14 protein-coding genes are annotated in these 13,940 nt (G+C 66.4%); all 14 read right to left on the bottom strand.

Annotated elements, in window-relative coordinates:
- Window positions 1-36 precede the first annotated feature (36 nt).
- Window positions 37-1,194 carry a lipid-A-disaccharide synthase gene (gene lpxB / locus J2728_RS08855; RefSeq protein ID WP_404979744.1) on the bottom strand — a complete coding sequence of 386 codons (1,158 nt, stop codon included), beginning with the start codon at window positions 1,192-1,194 and terminating at the stop codon, window positions 37-39.
- Between the two features lie 17 nt (window positions 1,195-1,211).
- On the bottom strand, window positions 1,212-2,054 hold the full coding sequence (gene lpxI, locus J2728_RS08850; protein ID WP_309998418.1) for a UDP-2,3-diacylglucosamine diphosphatase: 843 nt from the start codon (window positions 2,052-2,054) through the stop codon (window positions 1,212-1,214).
- 9 nt (window positions 2,055-2,063) lie between these two features.
- Window positions 2,064-2,855 carry an acyl-ACP--UDP-N-acetylglucosamine O-acyltransferase gene (gene lpxA / locus J2728_RS08845; RefSeq protein WP_309998416.1) on the bottom strand — a complete coding sequence of 264 codons (792 nt, stop codon included), beginning with the start codon at window positions 2,853-2,855 and terminating at the stop codon, window positions 2,064-2,066.
- Entirely contained in the window at window positions 2,852-3,331 is a 480-nt protein-coding gene (fabZ, locus tag J2728_RS08840; protein ID WP_066683397.1) for a 3-hydroxyacyl-ACP dehydratase FabZ, read from the bottom strand. The genes lpxA and fabZ overlap by 4 nt, the downstream gene beginning before the upstream one ends.
- Window positions 3,328-4,353 carry a UDP-3-O-(3-hydroxymyristoyl)glucosamine N-acyltransferase gene (gene lpxD / locus J2728_RS08835; protein ID WP_309998415.1) on the bottom strand — a complete coding sequence of 342 codons (1,026 nt, stop codon included), beginning with the start codon at window positions 4,351-4,353 and terminating at the stop codon, window positions 3,328-3,330. Before lpxD ends, fabZ begins: the two co-directional genes overlap by 4 nt.
- Window positions 4,354-4,407: 54 nt before the next feature.
- On the bottom strand, window positions 4,408-5,046 hold the full coding sequence (locus J2728_RS08830; RefSeq protein ID WP_309998413.1) for an OmpH/Skp family outer membrane protein: 639 nt from the start codon (window positions 5,044-5,046) through the stop codon (window positions 4,408-4,410).
- Between the two features lie 2 nt (window positions 5,047-5,048).
- Window positions 5,049-7,412, bottom strand: a complete 2,364-nt coding sequence (gene bamA, locus J2728_RS08825) for an outer membrane protein assembly factor BamA (protein ID WP_309998411.1) — start codon at window positions 7,410-7,412, stop codon at window positions 5,049-5,051.
- A gap of 17 nt (window positions 7,413-7,429) precedes the next feature.
- Window positions 7,430-8,626 carry a M50 family metallopeptidase gene (locus J2728_RS08820; protein ID WP_309998409.1) on the bottom strand — a complete coding sequence of 399 codons (1,197 nt, stop codon included), beginning with the start codon at window positions 8,624-8,626 and terminating at the stop codon, window positions 7,430-7,432.
- Between the two features lie 20 nt (window positions 8,627-8,646).
- On the bottom strand, window positions 8,647-9,843 hold the full coding sequence (gene dxr, locus J2728_RS08815; RefSeq protein ID WP_309998407.1) for a 1-deoxy-D-xylulose-5-phosphate reductoisomerase: 1,197 nt from the start codon (window positions 9,841-9,843) through the stop codon (window positions 8,647-8,649).
- Window positions 9,831-10,676 (bottom strand): phosphatidate cytidylyltransferase, encoded by an 846-nt coding sequence (locus J2728_RS08810; RefSeq protein WP_309998406.1) that lies wholly within the window; start codon window positions 10,674-10,676, stop codon window positions 9,831-9,833. The genes dxr and J2728_RS08810 overlap by 13 nt, the downstream gene beginning before the upstream one ends.
- Complete coding sequence (uppS, locus tag J2728_RS08805) at window positions 10,636-11,415, bottom strand: polyprenyl diphosphate synthase (protein WP_309998404.1); 780 nt, start codon at window positions 11,413-11,415, stop codon at window positions 10,636-10,638. Before uppS ends, J2728_RS08810 begins: the two co-directional genes overlap by 41 nt.
- Before the next feature lie 47 nt (window positions 11,416-11,462).
- A complete protein-coding gene (gene frr, locus J2728_RS08800) occupies window positions 11,463-12,029 on the bottom strand; it encodes a ribosome recycling factor (protein WP_309998401.1) in 567 nt (188 codons plus the stop codon).
- 28 nt (window positions 12,030-12,057) lie between these two features.
- Window positions 12,058-12,801 (bottom strand): UMP kinase, encoded by a 744-nt coding sequence (pyrH, locus tag J2728_RS08795; protein ID WP_099442854.1) that lies wholly within the window; start codon window positions 12,799-12,801, stop codon window positions 12,058-12,060.
- Window positions 12,802-12,978: 177 nt separating this feature from the next.
- Complete coding sequence (tsf, locus tag J2728_RS08790) at window positions 12,979-13,917, bottom strand: translation elongation factor Ts (RefSeq protein WP_309998399.1); 939 nt, start codon at window positions 13,915-13,917, stop codon at window positions 12,979-12,981.
- Window positions 13,918-13,940 lie beyond the last annotated feature (23 nt).

Here is a 13,940-nt window from a genome sequence, read left to right as displayed (position 1 = left end):
TTATCCAGAGATTAAGACTCGGACGTAAACCGCCGGTTAACCTTGAAGCAGGCCCCGCGCCCTCAGGAAATCGATCATCGCGGTCGCCGCGGCCTCGGAGGGGTCGGGCATCCCGCGCCCCATCCTGTCGAGCGCTTCATACTGCTCGGCCGTTTGGCGCGCTCCGCGCTTGGGGTCGTCGAGCAACTCGCCCACGGCTCGCGCCAAGGCCTCGCCCTCGCAGGCGTCCTGGATGAACTCCGGCGCGACCGTCCGATCGGCCGCGATGTTGAACAGGGTGATCCAGCGGGGTTTCATCAACCGCTTGAGGATAGCGTAGGTGATCGCGCCGGTCTTGTAGCCGACCACCATTGGGCGGCCGGCCAGGGCCAGCTCGGTGGTCACGGTGCCGCTGCAGGCCAGGGCGACATCGCCCGCGACGAAGGCGTCGTCCTTGAGCTGCTCGTCCTCGATCACGTGAGCGCGGAACGGCCAGCCGGCGACCCTGGCCTTGACCGCCTCGACGACCGTGTAGGCGGCGGGAACGACGATGGCCAGATCGGGGCGATCGGCCTTCAAGCGCCGCACCGCGTCCTCGAAGGCCGGCATGACCCGCTCGATCTCGGACGGGCGACTGCCCGGCAAGACCAACAGCATCGGCTCGTCGGCGTCCACGCCGATCGCCGCGCGAAGACGATCGGCATCGGCTTGGTCGAACCGCTTGGCCAGGGCCGAGTTGCCGACGAAGACGTTCTCCAGTCCCGCGGCGTCGAAATAGGCCTTGTCCATCGGCTGGATCGACAGCAGCAGATCAACCGCCTTGGCCAGGGTATGGGCGCGAGCGGCATGATAGGCCCAGACCTGCGGGGCCACGTACTTGACCAGCGCGATGCCGGGATTGGCCTTCCGCAGGGCCTTGGCCAGGCGGATGTTGAAGCCCCAGCTATCGATCAGCACCGCGACGTCGGGCTTCTCGCGCAGAGCCAAGGCCACGGTGTCGTCGAGGCGCGCCTTGACGGTCGGATAGGCCTTCAGCCCTTCCCAAATGCCCAGGATCGACAGCTGGGCGATGTCGAAGGGGCTCTGGATCCCCTGCTCCGCCATCTTGACGCCGCCGACACCAACGAAAGTCACGCGGTCGCCGAGACGGGCCCGCAAAGCCTTGGCCAGGGACGCGCCCAGGGCGTCGCCGGAGGCCTCGGCCGCGACCAGCATGACCTTCAAGGGCGCGTTCACGCGTCCCCTCGCGGATCGACCCCCAGGACGAAGAGACCCAGTTCATCAGCGGCCGCGATCACCGCGTCTCGATCGACGACCAGCACACGACCGGCCTCGCCCACGACGCCGGCCAACCCCGCGCGCGCCGCGCGATGCAAGGTCGCGACGCCGATGGTCGGCATGTCGACCTTGGTCTCCTGGATCGGCTTGGGCGCCTTGGCCAGAACGCCGCGCGGGTGTTCAGCGGACCCGCGGATGGCCTGAGGCAGATCCGCGACCCGCCGAAGCATGGCGTCGGTGCCCTCCTGGGCCTCGACGGCGAGCACCAGGCCGTCGCAGACCACGGCGCCCTGCCCCACGTCCAGGCGACCGATCTCCCGGGCCACCATCAGGGCCTTGTCGATGTCGCCCATATGCTCGGCGCTGGGATAGAAGCGGCCCAGGCGTCCCAGGGGCAGCGTCATCTCTCCCACCACCTCGTGCGCCCCCTCGATCTCGAAGCCTTCCTTCTCGAACTCGTCCAGCACGCGGCGCAGCAAGGCGTCGTCGCCCTGGCGCGCGGCCATGATCAGGCCCGGCACGACCTTCAGGCCACGCGCATCAGGCATCAGGGTCGCGAAGTCCGGGCGCTTCACATTGCCGGCGAAGCAGACGACCTCGCAGCCCTCGGCCTTCAACGCCTTGAACACCTTACCGAACTCGCCCAGGCCCACATCGGCGCCCGGATAGCGCGCCAGGGCGGGGTCGGCGAAGCTCTTCAGCCGCATGACCGCGAACGACCGTCCCGCCGCCTCGCAACGGGCGGCGAGTTCGACGGGCAGCGCCCCGCCACCAGCGATCAGACCCAGCTTACGCATGACTTGAGCCTAGACTTCCCGCTCGGGCAGGCACAGGGGGCGGTTGGCGTCGGCGCGAATGAAGTCGACGATTTCCATGACTTCGGGATTGCCGGCGTGGATTTCGGCGACGTCTTCCAGACGCTCCTGAAAGGTGCCTTCGTCGGCGAACAGGAGGCGGTAGGCGGCCCGTAGGGCGTTGATCGTCTCGCGCGAGAAGCCTCGGCGCTTGAGGCCCACCAGGTTCAGCCCTTCGAGATGAGCGTGGTTGCCCCATACCGAGCCGTAGGGGATCACGTCCTTGGTCACCGCCGCCAAGCCGCCGATGAAGCTGTAGCGACCGATGCGCGAGAACTGGTGCGCGGCGGCCAGGCCGCCCATGAAGACGTAGTCGCCGATCGCGACGTGACCGCCCAGGGTCGCGCCCTTGGCCAGCACCACGAAGTCGCCGACCGCGCAGTCGTGCGCGACGTGCGAACCGACCATGTAGAGGCCATCCGAGCCGATCGTGGTCACGCCTTTTCCGGAGGCCGTGCCCGTATGCATCGTCACGTGCTCGCGGATAATGTTGCGCGGCCCGATCAGCAGCTCGGTGCGCTCGCCCTTGTGGCCCAGGTGTTGCGGCGGGCCGCCGAGGTTGGCGAACGGATGGACGACACAACCCTCGCCCAATGTCGTCGCGCCTTCGACAACAACGTGGGACAGCAGGCGCACGCCCGCGTTCAGGGTCACGTCCGGACCGACGATGCTGTAGGGCCCGATCTCGACGTCCGAGGCGATCTTGGCCTCCGGCGCGACGAGGGCCGTGGGGTGAATCGTCATGCCTTGGGTCCCGTCTCGACGACCATCGCGGCGAATTCGACCTCGGCGGCGACCTTGTCGCCAACCTTGGCCACGCCCTTGAACTTGAAGATCGACGAGCGGGCGCGCAGCACCTCGACTTCCATCCGCAACACGTCGCCGGGACGGACGGGCGTGCGGAAACGGGCGTTGTCGACCGACATGAAGAAGATCGTCTTGCCCTCGGTGTCGACTTCCAGCGACTTGCTCATCAGCACCGCGCCCGTCTGGGCCAGGGCCTCGATGATCAGCACGCCGGGCATGACCGGATTGCCCGGGAAGTGGCCTTGGAAGAACGGCTCGTTGACCGTCACGCACTTGATGCCGACGATCGACTTGTGCGCGTTGTAGTCCTCGGCGCGATCGACCAGCAGGAACGGATAGCGGTGCGGGATGCGCGCCAGGATCTCGGCGATGTCGATATCGGTCGACGCCGCTTGTTCGGTGGTCTGGCTCATTCGTCGCCCCTCGTCACTCGGCCGCCCGCCTTGCGCGACAGCCAGGCGGTTTCCCGCAGCCACCGCTTCAGCGGTCGCGCGGGGAATCCCGTCCATGTTTCACCCTTCGGCACGTCCTTGAACACCGAGGCGGCCGCCCCGACGCTCGCGCCCGAACCGATATTCAAATGGTCGGCCACCCCGGCCTTGCCGCCGAAGGCGACGCCGTCGCCCACCGTCGTGCTGCCGGAAATGCCAGTGAACGCCGCCAAGACGCAATTACGCCCGATACGGACGTTGTGGGCGACGTGCACCAGATTGTCGATCTTGGTGTTCTCGCCGATCGTGGTGTCGGCGAACGCCCCGCGATCCACGCAGCTGTTGGCCCCGATCGTCACGTTGTCCTGGATGACCACCCGCCCCAATTGAGGCAGGTCGACCATGCCGGCCGGACCAGCGGCCGCTCCAAACCCGGCCTCGCCGATCACCGCGCCAGCGGCGATCGAGACCCGATCGCCGACGAGGGCGAAACCGATCACCGCGTTGGGTCCAATCACGCAGTGACGCCCAATGACGACGCCCGGACCGATCACGACGCCGGGACCGACCCTTGTCCCACGACCGATGCGAGCGTCCTGCCCGATTGTCACGCCGGGCGACAGCAGAACGCCTTCCTCGAGCATGGCCTCGGCGTGCAAGGCCTCCGACGAAGGCTCGTGCCGTCGCGCCGCGTGAAGCCGCGCCACCGCGGCGGCCCACGCGGCCTGCGGATGTCGGGTGATCAGCGCCGCGCAGGTCGCCGGAAGAAAGTCGCGGTGTTCTGGCCGCACGAAACACGCCCCCGCCCGCGTGTTCGCGGCGGCGTCCTTGCGCTTGGCGTCGGAGAAAAAGGTGACCGCCTGGGCGTCGGCGGAATCCAACGGCGCGGCGTGGGCGATCTGGCGGTCGCCCAAGGCCGCGTCCGCCAACTCGGCGGCGCCCGCCCGGGCCAACTCGGAAAGCGATGCCGGACCCAGGCTATCGAAGAAACGCGGGTCCGGCATGGCTCCTCACGGCGAATTCAATTCCCCTAGGTAAACCCAAAGGAGACGATTCGCTTACTTATTGGTCGGCTGCAGAGCTTGCGCGCCGGGGACCTGTTGGTCCAGACGCTCACGGTCGAAGGTCAGCGTCTTGATGCGAGCGTCCAGAGCCGTGACGACGCCGTCGGTGATGTCCATGGCCGGGTTGGCCAGCATCACGGAGTCGCGGTCGAACAGGATGCTGCACTTCTGCGTCTGATAGACTTGGCGGATCGGCGTATCCATTTCCGTGTAGACGCGCGACAGCGCCTTCTGCTCGGTCGCCTCGACCTCGCGCTGGCGCAGCTGCGCCTTGCGCTGCCAGGCGTTGGCCTTGACCTGCAGAGCGGCGCCTTGCTGCTCCTGGGCGTCTTGAGCCAGGGTGGCGCGCTTGGCTTCGAGAGCCTTGGCTTCCGTCTCGAGCGCCGTGCGCTCGCTGGTCAGCTCGGCGTTGACCTGTTGAGCGATGGTCTTCAGGCGGGCGTCGACGGCCTTGCCGACCAGCGACTGACCGACCGCGCGTTTGTCGGAGAAGATGCAGACGCCAGTCAGGGCCGGACCGTGGGTCACGGCCGGAGCCGCGGGAGCGGCGGCCGGAGCCGTCTGGGCCGAGGCGCTGGTCGCGATGGCGAGAGCGACAACGCTGGAAGCGGCCGCGGACAGGAACTTGGACATGTTTATTGGAACCTTGTGGAGGTGGAGAACCGGAACGTTTCGGTTCGGTCGTAGCTTTCCTTGGCCAAAATGCGGCTGATATCGAATCGAATGGGGCCCATGGGCGATTTCCAGTCGATCGAGATACCGGCCGTGGCACGCAGGGCCAGGTTATCCTTGATGTTCGGATCGAAGACGCCGGGTGACCTCTGGCGATCCACATCATCCAGCAGACCGGCCGTACCCACGTCGCTGAACAGGGCGGCCTTGATGCCGTACTGTTCGGGCAGGAAGGTCGGGACGGTCAGCTCGAAGGTGCTGATGGCGTAAAGCTTGGCGCCCATCGAGTTGTTCGTGCTCGAGACGTCGCGCGGACCGATACCGGCGATCTCGAAGCCGCGGAACGAGGTGCCGCCGCGATAGAAGCGGTCGTTGATGCGGACGTTGTCGCCGCCCCAGCCCTGGATGTAGCCGAACGAGCCGGTGGCGCTGAACACCAGATCCTTGGTGAAGCCCCAATACCAGCCGGCGTCGGCTTCGGTCTTGAGGTACTTCACGTCGCCGCCGATGCCGGCCAGATCCTGGTTCAGGTCCGCGAACCAGCCGCGCGTCGGATTGATCGGGTCGTTCCGCTTATCGATGCGCAGGCCGTAGCCGATCATCGAGGTGATGTAGGCGCCGCGCTGCAGGCAGAGGATCTGCGAGACCGAGCCGCTGGTGCAGAGGCTGTCGGCGACGCTGACGTCGTCCTGACGGACCGTGTAGCGCAGGCTCATCGACGCGTCGTTGGTCAGCGGGAAGCCGAACCGCACATCGCCGCCGACCGACTTGGTGTCGTAGGCCGCGTAGTCCGACAGGTCGTAGCGGAACGTGTAGAGGTTCACCCCCGCCACGAGGTTACGACCCAGGAAGCGCGGCTCGGAGAAGCCGAAATCGATCTGCTGACGCAGCGAACCGACCGAGGCGCGGGCGCGGAAGTTCTGGCCGCGACCGCGGAAGTTCCGCTCGGTGATGCCGACGTCCAGCACTAGCTTGTCGACGGAGCTATAACCCGCGCTGAACGACAGTTCGCCGGTCGGCTGCTCCTCGACCTTCACGCGCAGACTGGTGCGGTCCGGCGCGGAGCCGGGGGTGTCGTCGATATCGACTTCCTTGAAGAAGCCCAGACGACGGATGTTGTTCTTCGACCGATCGACCAGCACGCGGTTGTAGGCGTCGCCCTCGGCGACCTCCAGCTCGCGGCGGAGCACGTAGTCGAGCGTGCGGGTGTTGCCGACGATGTCGATGCGATCGACATAGACGCGCGGCCCTTCGCGGACCTGGAAGACCACGTCGACGGTTTTCGTCTCGCGGTTCGGGACATAGCGCGGACGCACGTCCACGAAGGCGAAGCCGGCCGCGCCCGCCGCGAAGGTCAGGGCGTCGGTCGCCTGCTCGATCTTCTCGTCCTCGTAGAGCTGTCCGGCGCGGATCGGCAGGATCTGCGCCAGCAGATTGCCGTCCAGCTTCTTGAGCTCGGTTTCGACGGTGACCTTGCCGAACTTGTACTTCGGGCCCTCGTCCAGGGTGTAGGTGACAGCGAAACCGTTCTTGTCCGGGGCCAGTTCAGCCACGGACGAGACGACGCGGAAGTCGAAGTAGCCGCGGTTACGATAGAACTTCCGCAGCTGTTCGCGGTCGTACTCGATCCGATCCGGATCGTAGTTGTCGTTGCTGGTGAGGAATTTGTACCAGCGGCTTTCCTTGGTCACGACCACGTCGCGCAGGTCGTTGTCCGAGAACTCGGAATTGCCCAGGAAGTTGATGCCCAGGACGCCGCTCTTGGGCCCTTCGCTGATCTCGAACACCAGGTCGACGCGCTTTTGCGGCAGCTCGACCACCTTGGGCGTCACGGTCGCCGAGATACGGCCGGAACGGCGATAGAGCTCGATGATTCGCTGGACGTCAGCCTGGACCTTGGCGCGGGTGAAGATGCCGCGCGGACGGATCTGCACCTCGTCCTTCAGCTTGTCTTCCTTCAGGGATGAATTCCCCTCGAAGACAACCTGGTTGATGATCGGGTTCTCGACGACGCGGACCACGAGGTCGCCGCCCTGCATCTCGATCTTGACGTCGGCGAACAGATCCGTGCGCGCCAGGGTCTTCAGCGCCAGGTCAAGGCGCTGGGAGTCGACCGTGTCGCCCGGCTGGATTGGCAGATAGGACAGGACCGTGCCCTGCTCGATCCGCTCGTTGCCTTGCACAACAATGCGCTGCACCACCCCGGTCTGGGCGGCCTGCGCGAAAGCCTGATGCGGAGCCACCAGGGCCGTCGAGCCGAGAAGCAGCGCCATACCCGTGGCGAACGCGGCGCTTTGGGCGCGAAATCTGTTCATGTGACCAATCATGGACGGAGGGCGGACGTTCACGTGAACAGGCCACCGATGAATTTGAACACGTCGTAGCGGTTGAGGTCGTTCCACGCCGCGAACAGCATGAAACCCAGGATCAAGGCAAGCCCCGCGCGGAAACCGGCCGCTTGGAAGTCCGCCCGCAAGGGACGTCGCGCCACGGCTTCGTAGGCGTACATCAGCAGATGGCCGCCATCCAGAACGGGGATCGGCAGCAGATTCATGAAGCCGATGCTGACCGAAAGGCTGGCGATCAGCAGCATCGACGAGACGAAGACCCGCAGCGCCATGGTGGCCACGTCGGGCGCGCCCGCGGCGCTAGCCTTGGTGACGGCGCCGGCGGTGTGGCCGATGCCGATGATGCCGCTGATCTGATCCGCCGGCATTTGGCCGGTGACCAGGCGGCCCAGATAGAAGCCGATCGTCTTGATCATGCTCCAGACCTCGACGGTCGCGTCGGGAATGGCGGTGAGGACGCTCGACTTCTCCAGGCGCGAAACACTACCCAGCACCACGCCCATGCGGCCTTCCTTGACGCGGCCTCGGATATCGTCGCGGCTTTCGGCCAGGGCGGGAACAACGGTGACGTGTTGCACGCGCCCCGCCCGCTCGATCGTCAGGTCGATCGGCATCTTGGCGCGCAGGGAGACATAGGCGCTGACATCGCCCGCGCCGCGGATCGGCGTCTTATCCGCCTTCAGCAGGATATCGCCCGGCAAAAGGCCCGCCTGAGCGGCCGGCGAATTGGGCTGCACCTCGCGCACGGTGGCCTGGCCGCGTGGATTGCCGATCACGACCAGGAACACGGCCATGATCAGGATGGCCAGGATGAAATTCGCCGTCGGACCGGCGGCGGCGATCAGCGCCCTCTGCCAGACCGGCTTGAAATGGAAGTAGCGATTGACGGCCGCCTCGCCCTCGCGCTCGATGATGGCGCGTTTCATGGCCGAAAGGTCGTTCTGATCCGGCACGCTGGCGGCGTTTTCGTCCCCCGAGAACCGAACATAGCCGCCAAGGGGAATCGCCGCGATGCGCCACTCCACGCCCTGCTTGTCGCGCCACGAGACCAGGGAGCGCCCAAAGCCGATCGAAAAGCAGTCGATCGCGACACCGCAAGCCCGCGCCACCCAGAAGTGGCCCAACTCGTGGATGGTCACCACGATGGACAGCACGAAGACCGTGGGAACGATGTAGAACAGCACGTCGGTCATGAAATGGCCGGGTCTCCCGATCAGCGGCGATGCTTTTGCGCGACAACCTCGGCCGCAATGCGGCGAGCGCTGGCGTCGATCATCATCGCGTTATCGACGGCGTCATCTTCCGCGATGGAGAGCCCATCAAGACTATTCATGCGCTCGAGGGTTCCCGCCACCGCGGCGGCAATATCGAGAAAGCCAATCTTCCGGTCAAGGAAAGCGGCGACCGCGACCTCGTTGGCCGCGTTCATCGCCGTCGGCGCGCCTCCGCCGAGGCGGAGCGCCTCGCGGGCGATGCCGATCGAGGGGAAGCGATCCAGATCAGGCGATTCGAACGTCAGTTGGCCGTAGGCCGCCAAATCCAGGCGCGGGGCTGGCCACGGCAGGCGGTCGGGCCAGGAGAAGGCGCAGGCGATCGGGCCGCGCATGTCCGGAGGGCCCAGCTGGGCGAGCGTGGAGCCGTCGGCGTATTCCACCAGGCTATGGATCACGGACTGGGGGTGAATCACGACGTCCACGCGGTCTTCCGGCGTTCCAAACAGATAGGAGGCTTCGATCATCTCGAGCCCCTTGTTCATCATCGTCGCGGAATCGACCGAAATCTTGGCGCCCATCGACCAGTTCGGATGAGCCACGGCCTGCTCGGGCGTCGCCGCGGCCATCGCGGCCTTGTCCCAGGTGCGGAACGGCCCGCCCGAGGCGGTCAGGATGAGTCGCGAGACCCGATGGGCGCAGTCGGGCTGCAGCACTTGGAAGATGGCCGAATGCTCGGAGTCCACGGGGATGACCGAACCGCCGGCCGCCTTCGCGATCGCCAGCAGCGCCGGCCCAGCGCAAACGAGGCTTTCCTTGTTGGCCAGGGCGATGACCGCGCCGGTGCGGGCGGCGGCCACGGTGGGCGCCAGGCCCGCCGCGCCCACGATGGCCGACATCACCCAATCCGCGCCCATGGCGGCCGCTTCGACAATCGCGGTCGAGCCCGCGGCGGCGCTGACGCCGCTCCCGGCTAGGCCGTCCCTCAGGGCGCCAAGCTTGGCCTCGTCCTGAATGACCGCGACGCGCGGTCTCCAGCGCAACGCCTGCTCGATCAAGCGATCGACATTGCCCCCCGCGGTCAACGCCAGGATCTCGACCGGCGCGCCGGACTCTTCGAAAAGGCTCAAGGTCGAAAGGCCGATCGATCCGGTCGAGCCTAGAACCACCACCTTGCGTGGCGAGGTCAATGCGCCCATCCCCAATGATCGACGAGGCGTACGGCGGCGATGACGATGGCCGCGAACATCAGGCCATCGACGCGGTCCAGCAGACCGCCGTGGCCCGGAATGATGTCGCCGCTGTCCTTCACGCCGAAGCGGCGCTTGAGCATCGACTCCCAGAGGTCGCCGGCCATGGTCGCCAAGCCGCCAAGGAAGCCCACCAGCGCCGCCGCCGGCCAGATGAGTTTCAGCTGGGCGAAATAGGCCACCAGCATGGCCCCGATCGTCGCGGCCACCAGACCGCCCACGAAGCCCGACCAGGTCTTGTTGGGCGAAATCTGGGGCCAGAGCTTGGGGCCCTTGAAGATGCTGCCGGCGACATAGGCGAAGATGTCGGCGAACCAGGTGACCACGAAAAGCAGCAGGGTCCACCAGAGGCCATCCGGCAGGGATCGCACCCAGACCAGAGCGATCACGGCGGGCGCGATATAGACGACGCCATAGGCGGCGTCGGCCCGGCGCTCCACGGCGCCGCGCGCGATCAGCCCGGCCAGGAAGGCGCCGACCAGAACGACGGTCCAGGCGATAAGAAACAGATGCAGGAAGGCGGCGATCACCGCCAGCGCGCAGAAGACGCCGACAACGGCCCCGACGGCGCGCGGGGCCTTGGGCGCGCTGATCTTGCCCCATTCCCGAGCCAGCAAGGCCACGCAGATCAGGGCCAGCGCCAGGATCCACGCGCCGCCCAGCCATACGGCGGCCACGACCGTAGGCACGAGCACGGTGGCCGAGACCACGCGCATTCGAAGATTGCCCCAGTTAAAGCGCTTAGCCGGCGACGGCGACGTCATCGGCCGCGACCCCTCCATAGCGTCGATCCCGACGGCGATATTCGGCGATGGCCGCCGCGAGGGCTTCCGGTCCGTAGTCGGGCCACAGCACGTCCTGGAACACCAGTTCGGCGTAGGCGCTGTCCCATAGCAGGAAGTTGGAGATGCGGCGCTCGCCGCTGGTGCGCACGATCAGATCCGGCGACGGCGCCGCGGCGGTCGACAACAGCTGGCCGAAGGTCTCCTCGGTGAGGTCCTCGGGCTTGGCCTCGCCGCGGGCGACCTTCTCGGCGAAGGCGCGAGCGGCGTCGGCGATGTCGGCCTGACCGCCATAGTTGAAGGCGACCTGCAGCACGAAATCGGCGTTCTCGGCCGTGCGCTTCTCGGCCCGCTCGATCACCTCGGCGATGTCGGGGGACAGGCCGGTGCGGCGACCGATGATGCGGACCCGCACCCCAGCCCGCGCCAACCGCTCAAGGTCCGATTCCACATAGGCCTTGAGCAAGCCCATCAGTTCGGAGACCTCCTGGGCTGGCCGACGCCAATTCTCGGTCGAGAAGCCAAAGACCGTCAGCACACCGACGTTCTGGCTTTGAGCGCCCTCGACCGTGCGCTTCAGAGCGTTCACGCCGGCGCGATGGCCTAGGACGCGCGGCATCCCCCGCTGCTTCGCCCAGCGGCCATTGCCATCCATGATAATGGCCACATGCAAACGCTGATCGGGCGCGCCTCCTCCGGCGCGCGCCGAAACGTCCTGCAAGCCGGTGGTCGGCGACATCCGCTTCAACCTTCCCTCGTCCTCTCCCCACGCAACGGGAAGGGCGATCAGACCTGCATGATCTCTTGTTCTTTGGTTTTCAAGGCCTCGTCGATGCGCTTGATGGCCTCGTCGGTCATCTTCTGGACCTCGGTTTCCATCTTCTTGCGCTCGTCCTCGGCGATGGCGCTGTCCTTCTCCGCCTTCTTCAGGTCGTCGTTGGCGTCGCGGCGGACGTTCCGAACGGCGATCTTCTGCTGCTCGGCGTATTTGCCCGCGATCTTCTGGAGGTCCTTGCGGCGCTCCTCGGTCAGCGGCGGGATCGGGATGCGCAGGTTCTGGCCTTCGACGACCGGGTTCAGGCCCAGGCCCGAGGCGCGGATCGCCTTCTCGACCGAGACCACGACGCCGCGGTCCCAGACGCTGACATTGATCTGGCGCGGTTCAGGCACGCTGACCGAGGCCACGGCGTTCAGCGGCGTGGTCGAGCCGTAGGCCTCGACCATCACCTGGTCCAGAAGGCTGGCCGAGGCGCGGCCAGTGCGCAGACTGCCGAACTCTTCCTTCAGAGCGGCGACGGCCTTGTCCATGCGATCGCGATAGCGCGACAGGACGGGTTTTTCGGCGGCGGCCATGACGGGCTCTCCTCGCTTTTTTCGAGAACTAGGCGGCGGCGCGGTCGCTAGCGACCACGGTATGGGTCCCCTCGCCTCGCAGGACGTTCAGCAGATTGCCGCGTCCCTTGATCGAGAAGACCACGATTGGAATGTTGCTGTCGCGCATCAGCGCCACGGCAGAGGCGTCCATGACGCGCAGGTCCTTGGCCAAGACGTCCATATAGGTCAGGCGGTCATAGCGCTCGGCCTTCGGATCCTTCTTGGGATCGGCGGTGTAGACGCCATCGACGCTGGTGCCCTTGAACAGAGCGTCGCACTGCATCTCGGCGGCGCGTAGAGCCGCGGCCGTGTCGGTCGTGAAGAATGGGTTGCCGGTGCCGGCGGCGAAAATCACGACGCGGCCCTTCTCCAGGTGGCGCTGGGCGCGGCGGCGGATATAGGGCTCGCAGACCGTGGCCATCGGGATGGCCGACTGCACGCGCGTCTCGACACCGATACGCTCGAGAGCATCCTGCATAGCCAGGGCGTTCATGACCGTGGCCAGCATGCCCATGTAGTCGGCGCTGGAGCGCTCCATGCCCTTGGCCGCGCCGGCCATGCCGCGGAAGATGTTGCCGCCGCCGATCACCAGGCACAGCTCGACGCCCGACTTGACGATCTCGGCGACGTCGTCGGCCACCGATTGCACGGTCTTGGTGTCGATGCCGTAGGGCGTATCGCCCATCAGGACCTCGCCCGACACTTTCAGCAGGATGCGGCGATATTTCTGGGGCGCGCTGGTATCGGACATGGACCGCTATTCCTGAGTCGTCGGCACGCACATTACGTGCGTTGTACAGAACTGAGATGTGTTTTGCCAACCGCCCTAGAAAGCTTGGCCGGCGGGCGCAAAAAGGGCGCGGCGCGCGTCTAAACGCGCCGCGCCCTGAATGTCTGTCGGGCGCCGAGCGGCGTCCGACGGAAGGCTTTAGCCTTGGCCGGTCATCGAAGCGACTTCGGCGGCGAAGTCGTCTTGCTTCTTTTCCACGCCTTCGCCCAGGGCGAGACGGGTGAAGCCCTTCACGGCGATCGGCGCGCCAAGGGTCTTGGCGGTCTCGGCGACCAGCTGCTCGACCGTCTGATCCGGGTTCATGACGAAGGCCTGCTTCAGCAGCACGACTTCTTCCAGGAACTTGCGGATACGGCCTTCGATCATCTTCTCGACGACCGCCGGCGGCTTGCCCGACTCGAGCGCTTGCTCGGTGAACACGGCCTTTTCACGCTCGATGGCGGCCGGGTCCAGATCGTCCGGCGACAGCGACAGCGGCGAGGTCGCCGCGACGTGCATGGCGATCTTGCGGCCCAGCTCGCGCAGGGCGGCCTTGTCGCCGGTCGAGTCGAGAGCGACCAGCACGCCGATGCGGCCGAGGTCCGGCGCGGTGGCGTTGTGGATGTACGAAGCGACGACGCCGTTCTCGACCGTCCACTTGGCGGCGCGACGAACCATCATGTTCTCGCCGATCGTGGCGATCAGGTTGGTCAGGTGGTCCTGAACGGTCTCGCCGCCGGCCAGCTTGGCGGCGGTGATCGCGTCGACCGAACCGTCGGTGCCCAGAGCGGCGCCGGCGATTTGACGGGCGGCGCCTTGGAACAGGTCGTTACGCGACACGAAGTCGGTTTCGGCGTTCACTTCGACGGCCGTGGCGGTTTCGCCAGCGCCTTGATCGACGACGGCGATGGCCACCAGGCCTTCGGCGGCGGCGCGATCGGCCTTCTTGGCGGCCTTGGACAGGCCCTTGGCGCGCAGCCAGTCGATGGACGCTTCGATGTCGCCGTTGTTCTCAGCCAGCGCCTTCTTGCAGTCCATCATGCCGACGCCGGACTTTTCGCGCAGTTCCTTGACGAGGGCGGCGGTGATCTCAGCCATCGAAAATCTCCAGATTCAAACGG

Origin of the sequence: Caulobacter segnis (assembly GCF_031454995.1) — a bacterium.
GTDB classification, from domain to species: Bacteria; Pseudomonadota; Alphaproteobacteria; order Caulobacterales; family Caulobacteraceae; genus Caulobacter; species Caulobacter segnis_E.
The sequence above is the reverse complement of the archived record's forward strand: the minus strand, read 5'-3'. Positions and strand labels throughout refer to the sequence as shown.

Bases quoted from the DNA above. Each gene is read 5' to 3' on its own strand.
- lpxB (WP_404979744.1), bottom strand. From the start codon at position 1,194: ATGCTGGTCGCGGCCGAGGCCTCCGGCGACGCCCTGGGCGCGTCCCTG.
- lpxI (WP_309998418.1), bottom strand. From the start codon at position 2,054: ATGCGTAAGCTGGGTCTGATCGCTGGTGGCGGGGCGCTGCCCGTCGAA.
- lpxA (WP_309998416.1), bottom strand. From the start codon at position 2,855: ATGACGATTCACCCCACGGCCCTCGTCGCGCCGGAGGCCAAGATCGCC.
- fabZ (WP_066683397.1), bottom strand. From the start codon at position 3,331: ATGAGCCAGACCACCGAACAAGCGGCGTCGACCGATATCGACATCGCC.
- lpxD (WP_309998415.1), bottom strand. From the start codon at position 4,353: ATGCCGGACCCGCGTTTCTTCGATAGCCTGGGTCCGGCATCGCTTTCC.
- J2728_RS08830 (WP_309998413.1), bottom strand. From the start codon at position 5,046: ATGTCCAAGTTCCTGTCCGCGGCCGCTTCCAGCGTTGTCGCTCTCGCC.
- bamA (WP_309998411.1), bottom strand. From the start codon at position 7,412: ATGATTGGTCACATGAACAGATTTCGCGCCCAAAGCGCCGCGTTCGCC.
- J2728_RS08820 (WP_309998409.1), bottom strand. From the start codon at position 8,626: ATGACCGACGTGCTGTTCTACATCGTTCCCACGGTCTTCGTGCTGTCC.
- dxr (WP_309998407.1), bottom strand. From the start codon at position 9,843: ATGGGCGCATTGACCTCGCCACGCAAGGTGGTGGTTCTAGGCTCGACC.
- J2728_RS08810 (WP_309998406.1), bottom strand. From the start codon at position 10,676: ATGGAGGGGTCGCGGCCGATGACGTCGCCGTCGCCGGCTAAGCGCTTT.
- uppS (WP_309998404.1), bottom strand. From the start codon at position 11,415: ATGTCGCCGACCACCGGCTTGCAGGACGTTTCGGCGCGCGCCGGAGGA.
- frr (WP_309998401.1), bottom strand. From the start codon at position 12,029: ATGGCCGCCGCCGAAAAACCCGTCCTGTCGCGCTATCGCGATCGCATG.
- pyrH (WP_099442854.1), bottom strand. From the start codon at position 12,801: ATGTCCGATACCAGCGCGCCCCAGAAATATCGCCGCATCCTGCTGAAA.
- tsf (WP_309998399.1), bottom strand. From the start codon at position 13,917: ATGGCTGAGATCACCGCCGCCCTCGTCAAGGAACTGCGCGAAAAGTCC.